General features: G+C 63.3%; 24 protein-coding genes, 1 tRNA gene and 1 pseudogene. 12 read left to right on the forward strand and 14 right to left on the reverse strand.

Annotation, left to right across the window (positions count from 1 at the left end):
- Positions 1–15: 15 nt before the first annotated feature.
- From FHT32_RS03510 to FHT32_RS03525, 4 genes are read right to left on the reverse strand one after another with little or no spacing between them, the layout of a single operon-like run.
- Positions 16–1419 (reverse strand): CsgG/HfaB family protein, encoded by a 1404-nt coding sequence (locus tag FHT32_RS03510; RefSeq protein WP_176663238.1) that lies wholly within the window; start codon positions 1417–1419, stop codon positions 16–18.
- A gap of 27 nt (positions 1420–1446) precedes the next feature.
- Complete coding sequence (locus FHT32_RS03515) at positions 1447–1989, reverse strand: hypothetical protein (RefSeq protein WP_256098856.1); 543 nt, start codon at positions 1987–1989, stop codon at positions 1447–1449.
- A 52-nt stretch (positions 1990–2041) separates the two neighbouring features.
- A complete protein-coding gene (locus FHT32_RS03520) occupies positions 2042–2326 on the reverse strand; it encodes a hypothetical protein (protein ID WP_176663239.1) in 285 nt (94 codons plus the stop codon).
- A 2-nt stretch (positions 2327–2328) separates the two neighbouring features.
- The gene (locus tag FHT32_RS03525; RefSeq protein ID WP_218088052.1) at positions 2329–3756 is read right to left on the reverse strand and encodes an EAL domain-containing protein; all 1428 of its coding nucleotides are present in this window, start codon (positions 3754–3756) and stop codon (positions 2329–2331) included.
- 439 nt (positions 3757–4195) lie between these two features.
- On the opposite strand from FHT32_RS03525, the gene FHT32_RS03530 reads away from it, so the two are divergent.
- From FHT32_RS03530 to FHT32_RS03545, 6 genes and pseudogenes are all read left to right on the forward strand, one after another.
- On the forward strand, positions 4196–4459 hold the full coding sequence (locus tag FHT32_RS03530) for a hypothetical protein (RefSeq protein WP_176663240.1): 264 nt from the start codon (positions 4196–4198) through the stop codon (positions 4457–4459).
- A gap of 76 nt (positions 4460–4535) precedes the next feature.
- Positions 4536–5012 (forward strand): hypothetical protein, encoded by a 477-nt coding sequence (locus FHT32_RS03535; protein WP_176663241.1) that lies wholly within the window; start codon positions 4536–4538, stop codon positions 5010–5012.
- Positions 5013–5202: 190 nt separating this feature from the next.
- A pseudogene (locus FHT32_RS35355) lies at positions 5203–5352 on the forward strand (phage major tail tube protein); the annotation flags it as partial.
- A gap of 61 nt (positions 5353–5413) precedes the next feature.
- A complete protein-coding gene (locus FHT32_RS34920) occupies positions 5414–5965 on the forward strand; it encodes a hypothetical protein (protein ID WP_256098857.1) in 552 nt (183 codons plus the stop codon).
- Between the two features lie 8 nt (positions 5966–5973).
- A complete protein-coding gene (locus tag FHT32_RS34925) occupies positions 5974–6465 on the forward strand; it encodes a phage tail protein (protein WP_256098858.1) in 492 nt (163 codons plus the stop codon).
- A 7-nt stretch (positions 6466–6472) separates the two neighbouring features.
- Entirely contained in the window at positions 6473–7636 is a 1164-nt protein-coding gene (locus FHT32_RS03545) for a contractile injection system protein, VgrG/Pvc8 family (RefSeq protein ID WP_176663243.1), read from the forward strand.
- Between the two features lie 75 nt (positions 7637–7711).
- Here the strand turns inward: FHT32_RS03545 and FHT32_RS03550 are convergent, their stop codons facing one another.
- The 3 genes from FHT32_RS03550 to FHT32_RS03560 form a co-directional block, all read right to left on the reverse strand.
- Entirely contained in the window at positions 7712–8179 is a 468-nt protein-coding gene (locus tag FHT32_RS03550) for a hypothetical protein (RefSeq protein ID WP_176663244.1), read from the reverse strand.
- Positions 8180–8249: 70 nt separating this feature from the next.
- Positions 8250–8603 carry a hypothetical protein gene (locus FHT32_RS03555; protein ID WP_176663245.1) on the reverse strand — a complete coding sequence of 118 codons (354 nt, stop codon included), beginning with the start codon at positions 8601–8603 and terminating at the stop codon, positions 8250–8252.
- Between the two features lie 896 nt (positions 8604–9499).
- Complete coding sequence (locus tag FHT32_RS03560) at positions 9500–10297, reverse strand: AAA family ATPase (protein WP_176663246.1); 798 nt, start codon at positions 10295–10297, stop codon at positions 9500–9502.
- Between FHT32_RS03560 and FHT32_RS34930 the strand changes: the two genes are divergently transcribed.
- From FHT32_RS34930 to FHT32_RS03575, 3 genes are all read left to right on the forward strand, one after another.
- Entirely contained in the window at positions 10296–10418 is a 123-nt protein-coding gene (locus FHT32_RS34930; protein ID WP_256098859.1) for a DNA cytosine methyltransferase, read from the forward strand. The genes FHT32_RS03560 and FHT32_RS34930 overlap by 2 nt on opposite strands.
- The gene (locus FHT32_RS03570) at positions 10415–10606 is read left to right on the forward strand and encodes an AlpA family transcriptional regulator (protein WP_176663248.1); all 192 of its coding nucleotides are present in this window, start codon (positions 10415–10417) and stop codon (positions 10604–10606) included. The genes FHT32_RS34930 and FHT32_RS03570 overlap by 4 nt, the downstream gene beginning before the upstream one ends.
- 171 nt (positions 10607–10777) lie before the next feature.
- Complete coding sequence (locus FHT32_RS03575; protein ID WP_176663249.1) at positions 10778–12607, forward strand: NACHT domain-containing NTPase; 1830 nt, start codon at positions 10778–10780, stop codon at positions 12605–12607.
- 26 nt (positions 12608–12633) lie between these two features.
- On the opposite strand, the gene FHT32_RS03580 is transcribed toward FHT32_RS03575, so the two are convergent.
- The 7 genes from FHT32_RS03580 to FHT32_RS03610 form a co-directional block, all read right to left on the reverse strand.
- Positions 12634–13791 carry an integrase arm-type DNA-binding domain-containing protein gene (locus tag FHT32_RS03580; RefSeq protein ID WP_176663250.1) on the reverse strand — a complete coding sequence of 386 codons (1158 nt, stop codon included), beginning with the start codon at positions 13789–13791 and terminating at the stop codon, positions 12634–12636.
- 162 nt (positions 13792–13953) lie between these two features.
- Positions 13954–14038: transfer RNA gene (locus FHT32_RS03585), tRNA-Ser, on the reverse strand.
- A gap of 32 nt (positions 14039–14070) precedes the next feature.
- On the reverse strand, positions 14071–15333 hold the full coding sequence (hemW, locus tag FHT32_RS03590) for a radical SAM family heme chaperone HemW (protein WP_176663251.1): 1263 nt from the start codon (positions 15331–15333) through the stop codon (positions 14071–14073).
- The gene (locus tag FHT32_RS03595) at positions 15333–15938 is read right to left on the reverse strand and encodes a non-canonical purine NTP pyrophosphatase (protein WP_176663252.1); all 606 of its coding nucleotides are present in this window, start codon (positions 15936–15938) and stop codon (positions 15333–15335) included. Before FHT32_RS03595 ends, hemW begins: the two co-directional genes overlap by 1 nt.
- 3 nt (positions 15939–15941) lie before the next feature.
- Positions 15942–16673: a ribonuclease PH gene (gene rph / locus FHT32_RS03600; RefSeq protein WP_176663253.1), complete on the reverse strand. Its 732-nt coding sequence runs from the start codon at positions 16671–16673 to the stop codon at positions 15942–15944.
- 51 nt (positions 16674–16724) lie between these two features.
- Positions 16725–17630, reverse strand: a complete 906-nt coding sequence (locus tag FHT32_RS03605; protein WP_176663254.1) for a PP2C family serine/threonine-protein phosphatase — start codon at positions 17628–17630, stop codon at positions 16725–16727.
- A 4-nt stretch (positions 17631–17634) separates the two neighbouring features.
- Positions 17635–18642, reverse strand: coding sequence for a serine/threonine-protein kinase (locus FHT32_RS03610; RefSeq protein ID WP_019656438.1), 1008 nt, complete (start codon positions 18640–18642; stop codon positions 17635–17637).
- 91 nt (positions 18643–18733) lie between these two features.
- On the opposite strand from FHT32_RS03610, the gene FHT32_RS03615 reads away from it, so the two are divergent.
- Genes FHT32_RS03615 through rpoZ form a run of 3 tightly spaced genes read left to right on the forward strand, consistent with a single transcriptional unit; the run spans position 18734 to position 20549 of the window.
- A complete protein-coding gene (locus FHT32_RS03615) occupies positions 18734–19657 on the forward strand; it encodes a YicC/YloC family endoribonuclease (RefSeq protein WP_176663255.1) in 924 nt (307 codons plus the stop codon).
- A 23-nt stretch (positions 19658–19680) separates the two neighbouring features.
- Positions 19681–20301 (forward strand): guanylate kinase, encoded by a 621-nt coding sequence (gmk, locus tag FHT32_RS03620; RefSeq protein WP_093209718.1) that lies wholly within the window; start codon positions 19681–19683, stop codon positions 20299–20301.
- Positions 20302–20345: 44 nt separating this feature from the next.
- On the forward strand, positions 20346–20549 hold the full coding sequence (rpoZ, locus tag FHT32_RS03625; RefSeq protein ID WP_007835875.1) for a DNA-directed RNA polymerase subunit omega: 204 nt from the start codon (positions 20346–20348) through the stop codon (positions 20547–20549).
- Positions 20550–20554 lie beyond the last annotated feature (5 nt).

The raw sequence follows: 20554 nt of genomic DNA on the forward strand, positions 1-20554 counted from the left end.
CCTTGTGTGTCCCGGTTACTTCCCTTCGGTTGCGTTCTCCTCACGGACCGGACGGGCCGGTCCACCCCTCACCGCACCCTGGACACGGAGCTTTGCGATCTCCTGCAGGCCGGGGCCGTCGCGATGAATCGACGTATCCGCCTTGTCCGGGCGCCATGTGACGCTGATGCCGCCGGGCGCCAGGCCGCGCGACGCGAGCGCTGTGGTGACCACGCCGATGCGCTGGTCGGTCAGCATGTCGCGCTTGCCGGCGTCCCAGTTCTCGGTGTCGCGCGCGACCAGCACGACCTCGGTGGGCGCCTTGGCGGCGGCCGCCGCGATCTGGTCGAGGAGATTCAGCGTGCCGCCCGTGAGCGCGGCCGCGCCGAACTCGAAGGGGATCTGAACGCTCGAGCCCGTGAGGCTCGCGCCGGTCTGGCTGGCCGCGTTGACGGCTTCGCCCTGGAGCACGACGGCGCCGGCCGAATCGACGAGCGGGTTGGACACCTTACGCAACTCCGCGGCGGGCGTGAGGCGCAGGTCCTCCGTCATGCGCATGCCCAGGCAGGGGTTGGGGTCGACCTTGGAGACCGCGGCCACCAGGCGCACCACGCCCTCTTCCAGCGCGGCGCGCACGCCCATCTGCACCGGCTCCTGGCCCTTCGCGCCGACGTCGATGTCGTAGAGCTTGCTGCCGAAGAAGCGGAAGACGTTGAAGCCGACCTCGTAGCCGTTGAACTGCTTCGTGAGGCTGACGGTCTTCACGATCATCAGCGTCTTGGTGTCGACGATGCGCAGATCGATGCCCACCGACTGGCTGAAGGTGCGCGCCTTCACGCCCACCTGGTTCACGCCGATCTCGGCGCCGCCGGAGTTGATGTTGTAGTTGAGCTCGGTGATGCCGCCGACGATGAAGTAGTCGGACTTGTTGATGGTGCCGCCGAAGTACGGCAGCCACGGCACGGCCTGCCCGCCGCCCGGACCGGCGAGCTGGTGCGTGCGGCCGTCGCCGAGCTGGCGGCGGTCCGCATAGCCCAGCTCGCGCTCGGCGATGACCGGGTCGAAGCGCTCGGCCACCTGCACCGCGCCGCCGAGCTTGCCCAGTGCCGAATACACCATCAGCGCGCCGCCCTGCGTGATGGCGTTGCCTTCGTTGATGCTGTATTTGCCGGTGTAGTCCTTCACGTCGCCCACGGTGATGACGAATGGCGGGCGCTGGGTGGCGGCCACGTGGTCGCCGAAGCAGGCGAGCACCGCCTCCATGGGCGTGACGTTCTGGCGCACGGCCGGGCCGAGCACCACCGGTGCCTCCTTGGGCGCCATCTGCTGCTGCGGCGCGACGACGCAGCCTGCCAGGCTCATGACGGCGGCGGACGCGGCCAGTGCGCGCGATGCGGCTTTTCCGCGCGGCAGCGCGCGGATCGATTCGAATGTGGTCATTCCCTTGCTTCTCTGTCGGTTGAGTGGTCAGTTGAGCGCGCCGAAGGCGCAGGCCGAGCTGCCGCTGATGCTTGCGCTCTGGCTGCCGGTGTTGGTCTGGTTGGAATTCAGGGCCTGGCTCGACCAGCCCTGCACGTTGCTGGTGGTGGAGCCGATCACGGCCGAGCCGACCGTGCCGCTGTTGGCCTGGCCGGTGCTCACCGTGCCCGTGCCGCCGATGCCGGTGCTCGAGTTGCCGGTGGAGTTGGCTGACGCGCCGCTGGTGCCGGGCGAGTTGGCCGTGGTGCTGTTGGTGCCCTGGTTGCCCTGCGCGGTCGAGGTGACGTCGCAGTTGTACTGGCGGCCGACGTAGTTGTTGGTGGTGTAGTTGGCCGCGCCGTAGGAGCCGGCCTTCTTGCGCTGGATCATGTCCTGCACCGCTGCCTGGTTGGCCTTGTCGGCGGAGGTCTGGAACTGCCACGCGGCGTTCTCTCCGACGTTGTTGGCCAGCGCGCATGCGCCGGTGGCGGCGAGCAGGCCGAACAGCGTGGCGCGCGTGGTCCTGGAAACCCGGGTGATCTGGATAAGCATGAAAGTCCTACGAAACGAAATGGGAGAAGTTCGGGCCCGATGCGCGACGCGGTCACGCGCGCATCGCCGCCCTTCGCATGGGCGCCGGCTCGGTGAAGCCGGGCCACGCGAGCAGCTCGGCGCCTTCCTCGGCGGCTGGCCTGGCCGGTCTGTCGGGTGCGTGCAGCGCGGCCTCCAGCGCGCGGTACTGGGCGGCGGCGATCAGGTCGCCCTCGCTCATGCCGGGAGGCTGCGGGGCGCACTCGTGCATCAGCTCCTGCACTGCGCGCTGCAGCAGGAGAAGGTCGGTGCTCAGGCGCGCGAGGCGCAGCTGGATGTCGGTGGTCAGCGGGCTCATGGTCAGTCCGCCTCCGTGCGGCCACAGGCGCTGCCGCCAACGGGAGAGCTGACGCGCGCGTGCCTCTCCGCACCTCGCACGCCGAAGCCCTGCATCCACTGCGCGCCGGCCTGCGACGCGATGTGCAGGTCGTCGTCGCGCTCGATACCGTCGACGACCACGTGCGGCGCGAGATGCGCGCACAGCGACAGCATGTCGCGCAGGCTCTCGCGGCCGAATGCGCTCCCGCGTGCGCGGCGCAGCAGAGCTGCATCGAGCTTGACGATGTCCGGCCTGCAGGCCCGGACGGCCGCGAGGTTGTCGGCGCCGCTGCCGAAGCCGCGGATGGCGATGCGGCAGCCGCGCAGCTGAAGCTGCACGCAGAAGTCGCGCGCGGCCTCGAAGTCAGGCAGCGCTGCGCTGTCGACGATCTCGATCACCAGCCGCGAAGCCAGCGCGGGCTCCTTGTCGAGCACCGCGAGCAGCGAGGCCCACCAGTGGTCGACCCGCACGCCCTGCGCCGAGATGCTCACGCCGACGTGCGCGGAAGGCTGCATCCGCAATGCGGCGACGGCATGCCGCATGACCGTGCGGTCGAACGCGCGCGTGAGGCCCAGCCGCTGCAGGCAGGGCATGAACACGTCGGGCTCGAGCAGGCCCGCTTCGCCCTGGCCCGACGCGATGCGCGCGCGGCCTTCGCGATAGAGCACTGTCGCGGCGCTGCCCGGCTGCACGACCGCCCGCCACGAGAACGACAGCTCCTCGGCACGCATGGCCTCGCTCAGGCGCACGGCCACGTCCATGTCGGCCCTGTAGAGCTGGCGCCAGCCGTCGGCGCGGGTCTCGTGCGCCTCGGGAAAGGGCTGGGCGGTCCACAGCGCCAGTTCGATCTCGGAGGAACCGAGCTGGCCGGGCGGGCATACGTCGATCCAGTCCGCGTGCAGCTGCACCAGCGCGGCGATGCCGCCGGCACGCACGGGCTCGGCGCCCAGCACCGCGAGCAAGGCCTCGATGGAGCGGCTCGCGCGCCGCATCGTGCGGGGAAACTCGCCCGGCGCACGGCCTTCGAAGACCCCACACTCGAAGGCTTCGTTGCGCCAGAGCAGAAAGCAATCGTCCCGCAGCCTGGCCATGTCGGACGACGGGGACACGACGAAGTTGGCGCAGAGCCGACGCTGGATCTCCAGGCTCGCGGCCGACGCGAAATCCTGTCCGTATGCTTCCGCGAGGAGCGGAAGGTTCGCGACGAACACGAAGGCGCAGGCCCTGCGCGCCGCCGCGCGGCCCACGGGCGCGGCGAAGGCTTGCGCGACGCTCGCGACGCTCGCGGCGCCCGTGGCGGGCTCGGCGCGCGAGTCGTGCAGGCACACCCCCGTCGAAGCACGCGGGGCCCGCGCGGCGGGCCGGTGCGCGCCTGAGGGCCAGGCGGTCAGTGCTGAGATAGCAGCCATTGCATCCTCGATCGAAAAATCATCTCGAACCCAGTAAGGGAGGACCGGCCGCTCGTGTTGCGGCAACGGTTCTCCATCTCGCGCCGCGGCGCGAGACAAAAAAGTCGAAATCCGGAAGCCAGCGCACGAGCGCAAGCCGCCATGCACGAGCCCTCGCAAGGGTCATCGGCAAGCAGTTGTCGGGGCGCTGGAGGCAGTCGCACGGTTCGCGGCGGATCTCCACGGATCGCCGCGATGCGCGTCACTGCAACGAGAAAACTAGGAGTCGGGCTTCATGGTCGCGGCCTTCGATGTGACGGGGCCACGCGCTCGTGCGGCATGCCCACGAACCGCATCGAGCGGCTCGTACGTTCGGAAGAACGAGGGTATGCGGGTCATCACGTGCAAGCTCCGTAGTACGTCTTTGAAACAAAATGAATACTACGGATTGCAGTAGCTCTTGGCATTCGCTTTCGGTTCGCGGATGTGTGCCAGTTCACATTTGTCAGCAGCTGGTGCGAAAGATGCGACTACTGCTCACATCAATATGGGAGGTGCGCAGCGCGCTTACGTGTCGGTGACTGAGGCGAGCGAAGCCGACCTGACTAAAGAAGGAGTCATCTTGGCAACGCGCTGGGTCAAAGCCTATGACACGGCCAGGACTGCAGGCTACCGGGATCTCGGTGACACCCAAGAGGCGTACTTCGAAGTTAGGGCGATCTGACCAGGAGAGTCATTGATACTTGGCCGGCGGCCAAACAAATCGACAGGCCGCATCCCACACAACCGTCGCACTTCTCATGATGAGCCCTTTACATGCAGGAGCCATTGCGCTCTTAACTCTTTGCACAACGCTCGGCTCGGTTGCGGCCACCGCATCACCCATCCAGCTAAGCTGTTCTGTCAATGGCACATCCATCATTGACGGTGACGAGCATCCAATATCAGAAACAGTCGAAGTGGTGGTGACTGAGAGGGAATGGTTAGACATCGATCTCGCCGGCCCCAGCATGAACCACTTCTTGTCCGGGCGCGACCTCAAAACAAAGAGTGGCTTCGTCATAACGCCGAGCAACACGAGCAGTGGCGATGTCTGGGAACTGAGCAACAAGGTCAAGAACCCCAACAACCGAGGCGCAAATGAGACCTCCGTGCGAATAAATAGGCTCAGCGGCTCATTCTGGTTCTTCAAGGATGGGCGGCTCTCCTCGGGACAATCGATACGCACGAAAGTAACCGGGACCTGCGCCAAACAGAGCTCCCAGCGGCAGTTTTGAGTGCATTTTTCGAGAACTTGAACAACTCCGACGCGGCATAGTCGATCACTACCTCTGCAAGCCGCCCTCGAGGCGGCTTTTTCATGGACGCTCAACGGGCCACAGCCCGGCCTTGCGCATGAGGAGCACGAAGGCCTGATAAGTCTCTGGGTCTGGCGGCGCGTCGGGAAAGAGTGCGTGACGGCTCCCGTTGCAGCGCCTGCACCCCAACGAGGCCAGGGCCGGCGATGACAACGAACACGAGTTCGCCATTGCCGCCAGCTACTACAAGCTCACCGTCAACGCCCAGGAGCTTCTCGAGATCGACGTGCCCGGCATAGTGCTCCGCGTGGGCGGCACCGACCAGTACGACGCCAACTGGTCGCCCCCCCGGCCTGTTCTATCGGGCCTTCGCGGGCGTCATGCAGTGGTTCGGCATCGAACTGCCGGCCAAGTTCACGACCTTCGGCGCGCAGATGATGCAGGGCCTGGTCAATGGCATCACCAGCGGTCTCGGCGCCGTGCAGAACGCCATCAGCGGCGCGGCCGACTCCACCGTCGGCTGGTCCAAGGAAAAGCTCGGCATTCGCAGCCCCTCGCGCGTGTTCATGCAGGCCGGCGAGAACATCGTCGAAGGCGCCGCCATCGGCATCGACCGCACCCGGCCGCTGCTGCGCGCCGCGGCGCTGGGCCTGGCCGGCGCCACGGCCGTGGCCATGCCCGGCATGGCGGCAGAGTTCCCACGCGCCCCCGGCAACTTCGACACCCGCGCGCCGCTCGCAGCCGCGCCGGCCGGCCGCGCCGCCGGCGGCATCGTCGTGCAGGGCGACACCATCACCATCCACATCACCGCAGCGCCCGGCGCCGATGCCGCGCACCTGGCGCGCGCCATTCGCGCCGAGCTGGACAAGCGCGACGCCGACAAGCGCGCCCGCGCCCGCGCCCGCGGCGCCTTCATCGACTACGACAACTGACACCCGCCATGCTCTGCCTCGGCCTCTTCGTCTTCACGCTCGACACACTGAGCTACCAGGAACTGCAGCGGCGCAGCAGCTGGAAGCACGCCTCGCAGCCGCTCGTGGGCGCGCGCAACGCCTCGCAGTACCTCGGGCCGGGCGACGACATCATCACGCTCAATGGCCTCGTCGTGCCCGAATTCGCGGGCACCGCGGCCAGCCTCTCGGTGCTGCGCCTCATGGCCGACCAGGGCGCCGCATGGGTGCTGGTGGAAGGCACCGGCACCATCTACGGCGCCTTCGTCATCACCGAGCTACAGGAAACCCGAACCCTTTTTTTCGAGACCGGCGAAGCGCGCCGCATCGAGTTCACCCTCACGCTGCAGCGCGTCGACCAGGACGCCCAGGAAACCGCCGAGCGGCTCATCGCCGACAGCATGGGCGACCTGGGTGCCCTGCTGCAGGATGCGGCGGACAACATGGGTCTCTCGCTGGGCGTTGGCGCCAGCGTGGTTTGAACAGACCATGTCCGACGTAGACGCCATCACCGCCACGCTGCCGACCGTCAACGTCAGCGCCAACAGCTGCAGACGCGACACCCGCCGCGCCGCGGCGCACCTCACGCCCATCTGGCGCATCACCGTCAACGGCGCCAACGTGTCCGATCGCATCCTGCCGCGCTTCGTTCGCCTCACCATCACCGATGACCGGCAGAACGATGCCGATGAGGTTGAGCTCGTCGTGAGCGACCACGATGGCGCCGTAGAGCTGCCCGACACGGGCGACACCGTCGAGGTGGTCATCGGCTGGCTCGCCGAGCCCAACGCCGCGCCCTATCGCCAGCTCACCACCGAAGAGATGGGCTTCCCCGTCGGCCTGGTCGAGAAAGGCGCATACACCGTGCAGGCGGTGGAGTACGCCGGCACGCCGGACGAGATCACCATCCGCGCACGCGCCGCCAACCTGCTCGACAGCCTGCGCACCCTGCGCGACGAGTCATGGCACAAGACCACCGTCGGCGCCATCGTCAACAGCGTGGCCAGGCGCAACCGCATCGAGGCCGTCGTCGCCAAGGAAATCGCCTCGCGCACGGTCAAGCATGCGGACCAGCTCGGCGAATCGGATGCGTCCTTTCTTCGCCGGCTTGCGCAGACCTACGACTGCCTGTGCACCGTGAAGAACGGCAAGCTCCTGTTCAGCCAGGCGCGCGCCGCGCGCACGCCCAGCGGCAAGGTGCTGCCGCCTGTAGTCATCACGCGGCAAGACGGCGATAGCTACCGCTGGAGCCGCGCAGACCGCGACGCGTACAGCGGCGTGAAGGCATGGTGGAACAACATCAAGACCGGCCGCCGCAAAAGCGCCATCGCCGGCCTGAGCGGGCGCGCGAAGGAACTGCGCACGACCTTCGCCAGCGAGGCCGACGCCCTGGCCGCGGCACGTGCCGAGTGGCTGCGCATTCAGCGCGGGATCTTCGATTTCGAGATCACCCTCGCCTACGGGCGCGCGGACATCACACCGCAGCGGCCTGCGCGCGTGGCCGGCTACAAGAGGAAGATCGACGAGACGCCATGGATCGTCGGTAGCGTGCGGCACACGATCGACCAGGCGGGCTACGTCAGCCAACTCACGCTTGAGACCGAGCAAGCTGCGGGGGTAGAGGGACAAGAAGGCGTAAGTGAAGACTTCTAACGTTGACCCTTAGCAGCGTGATCGGACATCTAGCCGCGCAGCCCGCTCGATGACACGTTCCCGCCCTCGAACTCACTACTTTTCAAACAGCACTTCGCACCACCCATCCAATACTGGGGCTTCTGTTTCCAATGTCTGACTAATCAGCACGCGATACACACCGCTCTTTCCGAATATCTTCTTCCAAGCGCCACTGGAGCCTACAGCGAGTTCGATGCCTTTGGCACTATTCGCGTTGATCACCAGCGTTTTCTGCGACCTTAGAGCTTGCTCAGTAATCGGCGGTATGTGCTTAGGCGCAGAAGCAGATGGACGGAAGGAAAGAAAAAAATACCGTCCGACCGGGTCGACAATTGCAACATCTGGCCCATAATTTTCAGGAAGATGAACAGTGAACGATTGATTTGAGCGAACACTGGTCGGAGAGCAAACCATCGTCCCTTGCTGCACGCTCCGTGTTACTTTCCGTGAAACACCATCGCCGTCCGCAAAAGCGCTCCCCACTGCGAACAATACGACCCCCAAAACAAAGGCTGCTCTCATCGTATTAGCTCCTACTTGATTGCGCCTTCGCGCCTGCATTCAGCTTAGATGACATGGACTGGCGCATGATTCACGGTTTCCGTTTTGAAGTATCACGCCCCGACGCGCCAAACTGAAGATGTATGTGAGGTGGCTTTTTTTCAACTATCGCGCTGCCCCCCAGCTTTTTCGCAAGCTCGACTATTTTGCGAACCGTTGATTCCGACAGTCCCCTGAGGCTCACGTCAGCCGCTGTATCGGTAAGATGTTGGGATATATATATTCCCTCGCTCATTTGCCGCTCGATAATGACGGCCATTGCATTTTCTATTTGCTCTCGCGAACGCCCACTATCAGGCTTTTCAAATTCCCGTCGAATCTGAAGGTAAGCGGTTTGATTTCGGTATAGGCTTGGTTTGTCGCCGAGGATGAACTTATCGAACATGGCCTTGGCTTGCTTTTGCGCCGAGCGTTTTCCACTCGACACAGTTAAGGGTTGACCTACTATGTTCGCGATTTGAACCAGATTCGCACGGGTTGTAGCCGACAATTCCAAGTTTTCTACCGTCAATAAATTTGTCATGCCACTGGGCGAGGTTGTCGATTGCGGCTGCGATGGCAGGCTAGGGTTTGTAGACTTCGACGGCAGTGACGGAGGAGTTGACGAAGGCGCTTCGGCAGTGCCGCCAGACTGGCCGTCCGGCCGCTCAGGGCGGCCAATGTTCGGCGGCCGCGACGGGCCGCTTCTCGATCCAGTTGAGTTCGGTGAGGGTGAGGGTGAACTGCTTTTTGGTGAACCCTGCTGCCCTGTTCGCGCTATCGGCGGCGGAGCCTGCGTGGGTGGGGCAGGATTTGCTCTGGGGATCGTGGATGGTGTGGCATCAGGGACAATGTTGATACCGTCGCTTCGCCTCTCGATGTGAAAACCATCGGGCACCACAAGATATTTTCCATCCACCATCTCGGTATGGGTTCCAGGAGGTAATCCTGGGCCACTAGCCGCGGTATTCGTCGGCGCCTGGTTGCTTGTATTTGGGGCAGTTTTATCTGGATTCCTATCTAGCCCGAAGCCTGGCCGGTCGAACCCGCCGCCTGCACCGCCTTGGTCGCCAGGCATTAGGACATCCCCTCCACGAAGAAGGATCAATTGCCTGGGCACCGAGGGTTTCTCTCCGCTGGTGCTGCAGCCGGCAATCGTGATGGCCGCCATCAAAAGCAATACAGGGAGGAAATGCATAGGCTCTCCACAGCTATTTGATGCGTGAGAAGGCGGGGAGGATTGCATGTCTTCCTCATAGTCGACGGATGAGCCATGGGCCTGAATCTGGCCAATGGTGCCTTCTACTTCCGCCTCGCTTGGACGATGTCAGCACGAGCCACAACAGACGCTCGCCAGGCTTCGAGCTTGTTGATGTCCTCCAGCAGTTCGTCTGGATGAGGGGTGGGAATCTGAGCCGCCATCGCAGGGTCATGGCCTGAAAATTTCGAACTCTTGGTCATGCCAGCGTTAATCGCGTCCACGTCTCCATCCTCCACGACGACTCCCTTAAGGCGCAGAGTCGAGACACCTTCATCAAACCGCGTCACCGTGCTTTGCAGGAGTACTTCTTCTACGCCTCGCTCCCATGCCATGCGCAAATGCGAGTAGGCCTCGCGCGTGAGCCGCATCGCCTCAGCCGCATCCCCTTCCTTGTGCACCTTTGCCAGATGATCACGCATGCCCCGAAGCGCCTTGACTCGCTTCGACGTGCTCAGGGTGTCAAAGGGCAAACGATCGGCTTGGACTCCGAAGCCGGCAGGTCCACGCCCGATGCATTGGGTGGACGCAGTCGCATGCGCCAAATCGGCTTGCTGCTGGATGATGCATAAGAAGTAGATGTCATGCGTAAAGATGATCACCTGTCGCGTTTTGGACTCCTCTACCAAGCGTGCGGCGACATGCCAACGGTGGCGATGGTCGAGGGACGAGACCGGATCGTCGAAGACGACGCCGCCGCGCCCCTTTCCAAGCTTCACCTCTGCCAGGAAGGACGCGATCGCTATTCCGCGCTGCTCACCCTCGCTGAGAATGGCTGACGGCGTGCCACCTCCTGGCAGTTGTAGCCTCAGCTTGCGGGCGGATGAAGCACGGGCCGCCATGGGGTTCCCTACAAACTACAAGCTCCCGCGGCTGCACAAGGCCGCAATGCACATGCTCGGCAACGCCGTATGCCCGCCAGTTGCCCGGAATCTCATCACTAGCATCCTAGAGACAATATGAACGAAAAACTTTTGATCCCTGCCGTCGAAGCTGCGGAAATGCTGTCGATGGGGCGCTCCACCTTCTGGAACAAGGTAAGGGAGAAGAAGCTGCCACAGCCGGCGAAGGTTGCAGGCCTGACTCGCTGGCGAGTCTCGGATCTACGCAGCTTTGTGGATGCGACGTGCCGCCTCGATCCCCCCGCATAGAGCGAATGAATGCCGGGAGCTGCTAAAGGTCAGGGTGACCGCTCCCAGCGCTTTTGTTCTGTAAGAATATGCAACCATAAACCAGCCCAAGCTCGGATATAGGCCTGGCAAAACATCCACCGAAGATTGGGCGGGAGCTTCAAATCTTCCTTAACAGGTGACCTTCCAAACATGCTTGAATTTGTGGTCCAAAAAATATTCGACACCGCAATTAAGGGGGCGGGCTCCATTCTTTCCGACGCCGTAAAGCGAAAAAATAAAGAGCAGCTAATAAAATATGAGCAAACTCGAGAAAAAGACCGCAAAAACTCGAAGCCAAAACCTATTTCCGCAAAATTCAAAGAACCCCTGCCACTTGTGCTAAACGCCCTTCAAGAGCACGTTCAAGAAGTTCAGAAATGGTCAAAAGTCTTGAAGTTTAGCGATCTCCAAGGGGTAAAAACCGTAGCCCAGGTCTACGTGGAATTAGATACGTACTTGATGCCCCTGAACACTCAGGCCAGCGAGATCGAAAAAAGCCATCTAAAGCCGCTGCTTCAAGCGATAAAGGACTCATCATCACATTGCGTCATCTTGGGAACAGCTGGCGCCGGGAAAACTACATCTCTGCAAAAAATATGCGCGGACGGATTTTCGAACGGAAAGATTTTTGTTAACAACAATTTCCCGCTACTCATCAAACTTAGAACATTGGCAGACAGCTCAGAGCGCGCCCCTCTTACCGCTGAAATATGCAGAATCTTAGCTCTGCACACAGAATTTATTGGCGACGACGAAACGAAGCTTGAGGAAGGTTTTCTTCAAGATGTCAAACAAAGAACGTTGATTCGGTATATTGATGATTTGAATGCTGCAATCTTGCTCGACGGCTTCGATGAACTACCAAGCGAATCACTGAAGGCAAATGTTGAGAGAGAAATTGCCTATCTGCTAGAAAACTTAAAAAACAGCAAAATCCTCATCACCTCAAGAAGCAGTGATTTTCGCTACAAATTTGCCGAACTACCGAAATACGAAATCGCCCCCCTTAAGCGGGAGCAAATACAGGTTTTTGCCGAACGGTGGATTCAATCCAAGGAAAAGGCATCGGATTTTCTTAAAAAAGTCTTTTCCAGCCCGTTTGCCGATGCAGCGATGCGGCCGCTGACCGTCGCCCACCTTTGCGCAATATATGAGCGAATTCAAGACATTCCCGAAAAGCCGAAAAGCGTATATCGCCGCGTGGTTCAATTGCTACTAGAGGACTGGGACTCTCAACGGCAAATAAAGCGCCCCTCAGCATACGCTAATTTTGATACCGACCGAAAATTCGAAGTCCTGGCCCATTTGGCGTACTACCTGACAGCCGACCTACACCAACTTCGTTTTTCCCATGAATCATTAAGAAAAGCGTACATTGACATACACAAAGATCATGGCCTTCCCGAGGCTCAAGGCGTTCAGGTCGTAGGAGAGCTGGAATCTCATAGCGGCCTAATACTGGAAAGCGGCCACGGTCATTTTGAATTTGCCCATAAGTCCATTCAGGAATACTTGGCCGCAGACTATATAGTGAGACTTCCTTCGCTTTCTCTAATCGAGGAAAAAGCCCACCTTCTCCCTAACGAGCTTGCCATCGCCACATCACTATCTTCGCGGCCTGCCAGCTTCCTGGTCGAGCTTTTTTTAAAGGTCGTAGACCTAGAAAAAAAATCATCCGAATGGCTAGCAACCTACCTGCTGCGACTTGCACAAGAAAAGCCCGACCTTCAAATCGGAAAATCCACGTACTCAGCCATCGTGGTCCTGCACTTGATCAGCAGATCGGATGCTCCAAATGAATTGGCAAAGCTACTCTCGCCCGCGCTACCGCCCGATACGTTGAAACTGATCAGCATCTACTATCACCACGTCGGCAAAGATGTTCAGTACTCCAGCTTCCGCAGGTCGGGCAGCTCTCGCCACTACAGGCTTCCTGATCAACTGCGTATCCCCACCTCGCTATTTCAATTGCTGAGCTAATATCAATGGACCAGCTGAAACGTGAGTCAACCTTCCAGCGCCAGCGGCTTCGACTGTGATGCCCTCTCAAGCCAATCAGACCACCACTGCATAAGATCACGGCGCTGCGTGAGATATTCCGCACGGTTGTACGCCGCCCGAACGGCGTCTGTTTCCTTGTGCGCGAGCTGTCGCTCGATCACGTCATGCGGGAAGCCCGACCGCTCATTGAGCACTGTCGAAGCCAAGGCGCGGAACCCGTGAGCCGTCATTCGCCCACGGTAGCCAAGGCGATACAGCGCAAAGAGAAAGGTGTTCTCCGAAAGCGGGTGCCCCGGATGAATGGGCGAATCCAGCACGAGCGCACCATCGCCGCTCATTTCGCGCAGTTTTGCAAGGATCGATTGCGCCTGTCGCGAGAGAGGCACGACATGCGGCATGCGCATCTTCATGCGCGTCTCGGGAACGACCCACACCGCCCCGCCTTCCTTCAGCTCTCCCCACAGCATCCCTCGCAACTCACCGACGCGGACGAAGGTGTGCGCGAGCAGTAGCAGCCCAAGCCGGGTTACCGAGTCGTCGTAGCCATCAATGGCACGCATCAGCGCTCCGGCCTCTTCCGGCGGAATGCTTGCCATCGGCTTCTTTGTCTTGCGCGCGACGAGCACGCGCGTGAGGCCCGCCGCGCCGTGCTGCTCTATCAGCCCGGTGTCCTGTGCGTAGTCGAAAACCGCTGAAATCCGGCTCGCGACGCGATGCCCCGTTTCGATCTTTCCGCCCGCCTGGGCAGCGCGTACCACCTTCACCAGCTCTGATCTCGGAATCGCGTCGATAGGCAGCTTGCCGAGAAAAGGCAGCGCATAACGCTCCAAGGTGTTCGCGACCTGAATCTGATGCTTGCCGTTGGAAAGAGTCGGCAGCTTCGCCCTCAGCCAATCGCGCATGACCGCCTCGAACGTCGGCGCGACCTTTGGCGCCGGAGCATCTTCACGCACTGCCAGGTGGGCTTTTCGCGCCTCGGCCAGGCTCACTCCAGGGTAGAGGCCGTACGTCCGCGTCTTCTGCTTTCCGGCAGCCGTGTAGTTGGCACGCCAACTCTTTGCACCCTTGGGCGAAACGTAGAGGTAGAGGCCATTGGCATCCGCCAACTTGTACGCCTTCTCTCGCGGCTTGGCCGCATCAACAGCTTTAACGGTAAGTGTCATGGTATCCGCAGGAAAATACCATGACTAATGCCATGTTGGGAGCCGGGCTGGGGAAGACTCGCGCCAGACTCTTCGAGACTTAAAAGGACCAAACCTCCAATGAAAAAGTCCCGTCGCAGGGACTGCGCGGGACTTTCAAAAACTGCCAGAGATTGGTTCCGGCGGAGAGTGTGAGATTCGAACTCACGGACGCTTTCACGTCGGCAGTTTTCAAGACTGCTGGTTTAAACCACTCACCCAACTCTCCGAAGCCTGCGATTTTAAGCCGACCGCGCGGCCCTATTCCTCGTCGGGAAGGAACATCGCCTGCAGGTCGCTCAGGAAGTCCAGTCCGCGCTCGGTCGGCCACACGCGGAACAGGTCGCGCGCGACGAGTCCCTTGCGCTCCGCTTCCTCGAGGCCGCGCTGGATGGAGGTCATCGCCAGGCCGGTGCGCTCGCTGAACTGCGGCAGCGTGAAGCCCTGCTTCAGCCGCAGCGCGTTGAGCATGAACTCGAACGGCAGGTCTGCCAGCGCCACTTCGTCGCTCTGCGACACCGCGGCGCCCGCGCGGGCGTTGGCCATGTACAGGCGCGGCTCGCGAAAGCGCACCTGGCGCACGATGCGGTGCGCGAAGCTCAGCTTGCTGTGCGCGCCCGCGCCGATGCCGAGGTAGTCGCCGAACTGCCAGTAGTTGAGGTTGTGCGCGCACTGGTGCCCTTCGCGCGCATAGGCGGACACCTCATAGCGCGACATGCCCTTCGCGCCGGTGCGCTCGGTGATGCGGTCGAGCATGGCGTAGGCGATGTCGTCCTCGGGCAGCGTGGGCGGGAACTTGGCGAACCAGGTGTTGGGCTCGATGGTCAGGTGGTACACCGAGAGGTGCGGCGGCGCGAGCGCCAGCGCCTGCGACAGGTCGGCGTCGAGGCCTTCCAGGGTCTGGCCCGGCAGCGCGTACATCAGGTCGAGGTTGAAGGTGTCGAAGGTGGCGGCGGCCTCTTCGAGGGCTGCGATGGCCTGCGCGCGGTCGTGCACGCGGCCCAGGGCCTTCAGGTGTTCGTCGTCGAAGCTCTGCACGCCTACCGACAGGCGCGTGACGCCGGCGGAACGGTAGGCTCGGAAGCGGTTGCGCTCGAAGGTGCCGGGGTTGGCCTCGAGCGTGATCTCGCAGTCGGGCGCGAGCTTCAGGCGTGCGCGCATGTCGCTCAGCAGGCGGTCGATGGCCTGAGGGGAGAACAGGCTGGGCGTGCCGCCGCCGATGAAGATGGTGTGGACGGTGCGGCCCCAGATGAGCGGCAGCGCGGCGTCGAGGTCTGCCACCAGCGCGTCGATGTACGCCGCTTCGGGAATGCCGTCGATGTCCGCCTCGCTGGCGGCGCGCCATTCGTGCGAGTTGAAGTCGCAATACGGGCACTTGCGCAGGCACCACGGCAGATGGATGTACAGCGACAGCGGCGGCAGCGCGCTGAGCTGCAACGGGCCGGGCCGCATCCAGTGCAGCACGTCGTTGGCGTGCGCAGCGCCGGCGGGCTGCGCCGGCTTGATCGGGAAGGTGGTGGCCATCAGGACTGCAGCCAGCGCTCGCGCATCAGCGCGAGCATGGCTTGCGCCGCGCGGCCGCGGTGGCTGTTCGCGTTCTTCACTTCGGGCGGCAGTTGCGCGAAGGTCTTGCCGAAGGCCGGCAGGTACATGACAGGGTCGAAGCCGAAGCCGTTGTCACCGATGGGCGCGGGCGCGATCTCGCCGACCACGCGGCCCACCGCGATGAGCGGCTCGGGGTCGTCGTGGCTGCGCAGCGCGACCAGCGTGCTCACCAGCGCCGCACGGCGATTCGCGACGCCATCCAGCTGCTCGAGCAGCGCCTTCACGTTGTTGGCATCGCCCTTGGCGTAGCCGAACTGCGTGGCGTAGTAGGCGGTGTCGACGCCCGGCAGGCCGCCGAAGGCGTCCACGCACAGGCCCGCGTCGTCGGCCATGGCCGGCAGGCCGGTGGCGGCGCTGGCATGGCGGGCCTTGGTGAGAGCGTTCTCGACGAAGGTACGGAAGGGCTCCTCGGCCTCGCCAACGCCCAGCGCCGATTGCGCAACGAGGGTGACGGCCAGCTCGGCAAAGAGTTGCTGCAGCTCGGCGAGCTTGCCCGCGTTGTTGGAGGCCAGGACCAGCTTCATGGATCAGCCCGCGAGCAGTGCCTGCTTCTGCAACACCACGAGCTCGCCGATGCCCTTCTCGGCCAGGCCGAGCAGGCTGTTCATTTCCTCGCGCGTGAAGGCCACGCCTTCGGCCGTGCCCTGCACTTCGACGAAGTGGCCAGCGCCGGTCATGACGACGTTCATGTCGGTGTCGCAGGCGGAGTCTTCGGTGTATTCGAGGTCGAGCAGCGGCGTGCCGCCGACGATGCCCACCGAGATGGCGGCCACGTGACCCTTGATGGGCGAGGTGGCGATGGCGCCGGAGGCCAGCAGCTTGTTGACGGCGTCCTGCGCGGCGACGAAGGCGCCGGTGATGGCCGCCGTGCGCGTGCCGCCGTCGGCCTGCAGCACGTCGCAGTCGAGGTGGATGGTGCGTTCGCCGAGCGCGGCAAGGTCGAACACGGCGCGCATCGAACGGCCGATGAGGCGCTGGATTTCCTGCGTGCGCCCGGTCTGCTTGCCCTTGGCGGCCTCGCGGCTGCTGCGGGTGTGCGTTGCGCGCGGCAGCATGCCGTATTCGGCCGTCACCCAGCCTTCGCCGCTGCCCTTCTTGTGCGGCGGCACTTTCTCCTCGACGGAGGCGGTGCACAGCACGCGGGTCTGGCCGAACTCGATGAGCACCGAGCCCTCGGCATGGATGGTGAAACCGCGGGTGATGCGCACCGGGCGCAGCTGGTCGGCGGCGCGGCCGCCGCTTCGTGTGAAAGCAGTCATTGTCGAATCCAAAAAAGAAAAAAGTCGGCCGCTATTGCGCGGCCCGTTCAGCTAGCTCTTGCGCGCTGCCGATCGGCGGATGGCCTCGTTGATCTCGGCGATGGAGCGCTCGATGGCGTCTTCGTCGAGATCGTCGATCTCGTTGTCCGCGGGCATGCCGGCCTGGATGGTCGAGGCGAACACGCCGTCCTCGATGGTCTCGGTGGAAACGCCGCTGCGGTCGTCCGCGCTGTCGGGCATTTCCCATTCGAGCGCGATGAGCGTGACGTTGTCGCTGTGGCTTCCGCCCTTGCGCAGGGCCATCTCGGCGAGGTCGGGCGCAGCGTCGGACACGGGCTTGCCGGAGGAAAGCGTGTGCACGATGAGTTCGTCGTCGAGCACGCCCCAGACGCCGTCGGAGCACAGCATGATGCGGTCGCCGCGCTGCAGCTGCAGCGGCGCCGAGACGTCGAAGAGCGGCGTGGTCGGCGAGCCGAGGCAGGTCAGCAGCAGGTTGCGGTTGACGGGCATGTCGGAGCCGTGCGGCTTCGGGCGCTCGGCATGCGAATGGTCGCGCGTGCGCACCAGCAGGCGGCCGTCGCGCACGACGTACAGGCGCGAGTCGCCGCAGTGCATCCATGTGGCGGTGTTGCCCTGGAGCACCGCCGCGACGACGGTGGTGCGCGGGGTGTCGAGCATGGCCTTGTGGCTCGCGTAGCGCATGATCTGCTGGTGCGCGGCCATGGCCGATTCGGCCAGGAACGACTTCACGTCCTTCACCGTGGGGCGCGCCTCGCGCTGGTAGAGCGCGGCGATGGTCTGCAGCGCGAGCTGCGCCGCCACCTCGCCTTCCGGGTGGCCGCCCATGCCGTCGGCGAGCACGAACAACCCCGATTCCCGCGTGTAGCAATAGCCCATGCGGTCTTCGTTCTTGAGACGCCCGCCCTTGCGGCTGACCTGGAAGACGGAGAATTTCATGATGTCATGCGGGGCGCGTGGTGGGCGCTGCAGCCTTGGGCAGACCCTTCTTGTCGAAGGAGCGGATGTTGTCGATCGACAGGCGCACCTTCTCGCCCACCGTGAGCTTCGTATAACGGCGCTCGCCCTCGCGGCTGAGCTCCTTCTGCAGCGCGAAGACCGATTGCGGGCGCGACAGCGGGTCGAGCGACATGCACCACTCGACCACCTCGATCAGGTTGTCCGAATACACGCCGCGAAGGCGCGACAGCGACAGGCTGAGGCGGTCTTTTTCGATGCGCCGGGGCGCGTCGTTGGGCGGATAGCCCTGCATGCAGGCGTAGATGCAGGCGCCGATGGCGTAGATGTCGGTCCACGGGCCCATGGACGAATCGCGCCGGTACATCTCGGGGGCCGCGAAGCCGGGGGTGTACATCGGGCGGATGAAGATGCCTTCCTTGCTGAGCACCTCGCGCGCGGCGCCGAAGTCGATCAGCACGGCGCGGTCGTCGTCGGTGACGAAGATGTTGGCCGGCTTGATGTCCAGGTGCAGCATCTTGTACTGGTGGACGATGCGCAGGCCGCGCAGGATCTCGTCGAAGAGCGAGCGGATGGTCGACTCGCGGAACACCTTCTGCTTCTTCAGGTCGCGCGCGGTGACCACGAAGTCCTGCAGGGTCGCGCCCTCCAGGTAGTTCATGACCATGTAGACGGTCTCGTTCTCGCGGAAGAAGTTGAGCACGCTCACCACCGATGCGTGCGAGATCTGTGCCAGCGAGCGCCCTTCCTCGAAGAAGCTCTTGAGGCCCAGCCGGTAGAGCGACAGCTTCTCCGGCGGCACCTGCGGCGCAAGCTCGCCCGGCCCCCGGGTGGCGAGCGACGACGGCAGATATTCCTTGATGGCAACCTGCTGTCCGCTGGAATCGATGGCGAGATAGACGACACCGAATCCACCCGCGGAAAGCCGGCGTACAACGCGGTAACCACCAATGACCGTATCGGGCGGCAGGGGCGTAGGCTTGACCTTTGACATAATCCGGGAGTTTCGCCCGAAGGCGATGGTGCGGCAAGCGAACGCCGTGCCGACGCCTCGGTGCATGCAAGCAAAACCACAGTGAGGCGCAATGCCAGTTTACAGCATGACCGGCTACGCCAGCGGCCAGAACGGGTCCGCAGGCAGCCACTCCGAAGCCGAGGCACGGCCTTCCGCCACGGGCCGGCTCGGGGTTGAAATCCGCTCGGTCAACAGCCGCTTCCTCGATCTGACCTTCAAGCTGCCGGAAGAGCTCCGCCAGCATGAAACCGCGCTGCGCGAGCTGCTCACGGGCAAGCTCAAGCGCGGCAAGGTCGAAGTTCGCGCCGCCATCGAAAGCGCGGCCCAGGGAGGCGTGGTCGAGCCCTCCGTCAAGCTGCTGCAGCGGCTCAACGGCGTGCAGGACAGCATCAAGGCATGGCTGCCCAGCGCACGCGAGCTCAGCGTGGCCGACGTGCTTCGCCTGGCCGGGGGCGACAGCGCTACCCGGGGCGACTGGGGCCCCGACCTGCTCGAAGTGACGGGCAAGGCGCTCGAAGGCCTGGTGTCGGCCCGCCAGCGCGAAGGCGCACGGCTGGCCAAGATGCTCGAAGACCACCTCGCCCAGCTGCGCACCCTGGTGCAGCAGGCCGGCCCGCTGGTGCCGCAACTGGTCGAGCAGCAGCGCACCCGCTTCCTGGAGCGCTGGCAGGAGGCCATGGGCCTGACCGCCGGCACGGGCGGCACGCTGCCCGAAGCCGCCCAGGACCGCGCGCTGACCGAGGCCACGGCCTTCGCGATCCGCATCGACGTGGCCGAGGAACTCACCCGGCTGAACTCGCATCTTGACGAAATCGAGCGGCTGCTCAAGAAGGGCGGCGAGATCGGCAAGCGCCTCGATTTCCTGATCCAGGAGCTTCACCGCGAGGCCAACACCCTGGGCTCGAAGTCCGCGGCGCTGGAACTCACGCGCATCGGCGTGGACATGAAGGTCCTGATCGAGCAGATGCGCGAGCAGGTCCAGAACATCGAATGACGACGACGAAGACGAGCGAAAGAATGGATTACCCCGGCAATATCTTCGTGGTGGCGGCACCCAGCGGCGCGGGCAAGTCGAGCCTGGTCAAGGCGCTGATGGAGCTCGATTCGGCTGTCCAGCCCTCGGTTTCCCACACGACCCGGTCGCCGCGCGGACAGGAAAAGCACGGCCGCGAGTACTTCTTCGCTTCGCCGACGGAGTTCGACGCGATGATCGCGGCCGACGGCTTCGTGGAATGGGCCCACGTGCACGGCCACCGCTACGGCACCTCCAAGAAGGCGGTCGAGGATCGCATCGCCCAGGGGGCCGACGTCATCCTCGAGATCGACTTCCAGGGCGCGCTGCAGATCCGCAAGACCTTTGCCAACGCGGTCATGATCTTCATCCTGCCGCCCAGCTGGGAAGAACTGCGCTCCCGGCTCGAACGGCGCGGGGAAGACAGTGCCTCGGTCATCGAACTGCGCCTGAAGAATGCGGCCGAAGAGATGGCCCAGGCGGGGCAATTCGACTTCGTTATAATCAACGAGTTATTTGAGCGGGCACTTTTCGATCTCAAGGCGATTGTCCACGCTCAGCGGCTCCGGTATTCCGCGCAGCGCCGAGCGCGTGCCGACACCTTCGCCGCACTGAACATCCCCTGATTTCCGAGCCCATCCGCTCCCAGACCGACCGAAAGATCCTCATCATGGCCCGCATCACCGTCGAAGATTGTCTCGTCAACATTCCGAACCGCTTCCAGCTCGTCCTGGCCGCTACCTACCGTGCGCGGATGCTGAGCCAGGGCCACGCCCCCAAGATCGAGAGCAAGAACAAGCCCGCCGTGACCGCCCTGCGCGAGATCGCCGAAGGCAAGATCGGCCTCGAAATGCTCAAGAAGGTGCCGGGCTGATCTGA

Origin of the sequence: Variovorax sp. SG517, assembly GCF_013376045.1 — a bacterium.
GTDB lineage: Bacteria > Pseudomonadota > Gammaproteobacteria > Burkholderiales > Burkholderiaceae_C > Variovorax.

Coding starts and splice junctions, on each gene's coding strand:
- FHT32_RS34920 (WP_256098857.1), top strand. CDS start 5,414: ATGCAGTGGTTCGGCATCGAACTGCCGGCCAAGTTCACGACCTTCGGC.
- FHT32_RS03535 (WP_176663241.1), top strand. CDS start 4,536: ATGATGAGCCCTTTACATGCAGGAGCCATTGCGCTCTTAACTCTTTGC.
- gmk (WP_093209718.1), top strand. CDS start 19,681: ATGGATTACCCCGGCAATATCTTCGTGGTGGCGGCACCCAGCGGCGCG.
- FHT32_RS03615 (WP_176663255.1), top strand. CDS start 18,734: ATGCCAGTTTACAGCATGACCGGCTACGCCAGCGGCCAGAACGGGTCC.
- FHT32_RS03550 (WP_176663244.1), bottom strand. CDS start 8,179: ATGAGAGCAGCCTTTGTTTTGGGGGTCGTATTGTTCGCAGTGGGGAGC.
- FHT32_RS03525 (WP_218088052.1), bottom strand. CDS start 3,756: ATGGCTGCTATCTCAGCACTGACCGCCTGGCCCTCAGGCGCGCACCGG.
- FHT32_RS03510 (WP_176663238.1), bottom strand. CDS start 1,419: ATGACCACATTCGAATCGATCCGCGCGCTGCCGCGCGGAAAAGCCGCA.
- FHT32_RS03595 (WP_176663252.1), bottom strand. CDS start 15,938: ATGAAGCTGGTCCTGGCCTCCAACAACGCGGGCAAGCTCGCCGAGCTG.
- hemW (WP_176663251.1), bottom strand. CDS start 15,333: ATGGCCACCACCTTCCCGATCAAGCCGGCGCAGCCCGCCGGCGCTGCG.
- FHT32_RS03545 (WP_176663243.1), top strand. CDS start 6,473: ATGTCCGACGTAGACGCCATCACCGCCACGCTGCCGACCGTCAACGTC.
- FHT32_RS03605 (WP_176663254.1), bottom strand. CDS start 17,630: ATGAAATTCTCCGTCTTCCAGGTCAGCCGCAAGGGCGGGCGTCTCAAG.
- rpoZ (WP_007835875.1), top strand. CDS start 20,346: ATGGCCCGCATCACCGTCGAAGATTGTCTCGTCAACATTCCGAACCGC.
- FHT32_RS03570 (WP_176663248.1), top strand. CDS start 10,415: ATGAACGAAAAACTTTTGATCCCTGCCGTCGAAGCTGCGGAAATGCTG.
- FHT32_RS03560 (WP_176663246.1), bottom strand. CDS start 10,297: ATGGCGGCCCGTGCTTCATCCGCCCGCAAGCTGAGGCTACAACTGCCA.
- FHT32_RS03555 (WP_176663245.1), bottom strand. CDS start 8,603: ATGTTCGATAAGTTCATCCTCGGCGACAAACCAAGCCTATACCGAAAT.
- FHT32_RS03515 (WP_256098856.1), bottom strand. CDS start 1,989: ATGCTTATCCAGATCACCCGGGTTTCCAGGACCACGCGCGCCACGCTG.
- FHT32_RS34930 (WP_256098859.1), top strand. CDS start 10,296: ATGGGGTTCCCTACAAACTACAAGCTCCCGCGGCTGCACAAGGCCGCA.
- FHT32_RS03580 (WP_176663250.1), bottom strand. CDS start 13,791: ATGACACTTACCGTTAAAGCTGTTGATGCGGCCAAGCCGCGAGAGAAG.
- rph (WP_176663253.1), bottom strand. CDS start 16,673: ATGACTGCTTTCACACGAAGCGGCGGCCGCGCCGCCGACCAGCTGCGC.
- FHT32_RS03520 (WP_176663239.1), bottom strand. CDS start 2,326: ATGAGCCCGCTGACCACCGACATCCAGCTGCGCCTCGCGCGCCTGAGC.
- FHT32_RS34925 (WP_256098858.1), top strand. CDS start 5,974: ATGCTCTGCCTCGGCCTCTTCGTCTTCACGCTCGACACACTGAGCTAC.
- FHT32_RS03575 (WP_176663249.1), top strand. CDS start 10,778: ATGCTTGAATTTGTGGTCCAAAAAATATTCGACACCGCAATTAAGGGG.
- FHT32_RS03610 (WP_019656438.1), bottom strand. CDS start 18,642: ATGTCAAAGGTCAAGCCTACGCCCCTGCCGCCCGATACGGTCATTGGT.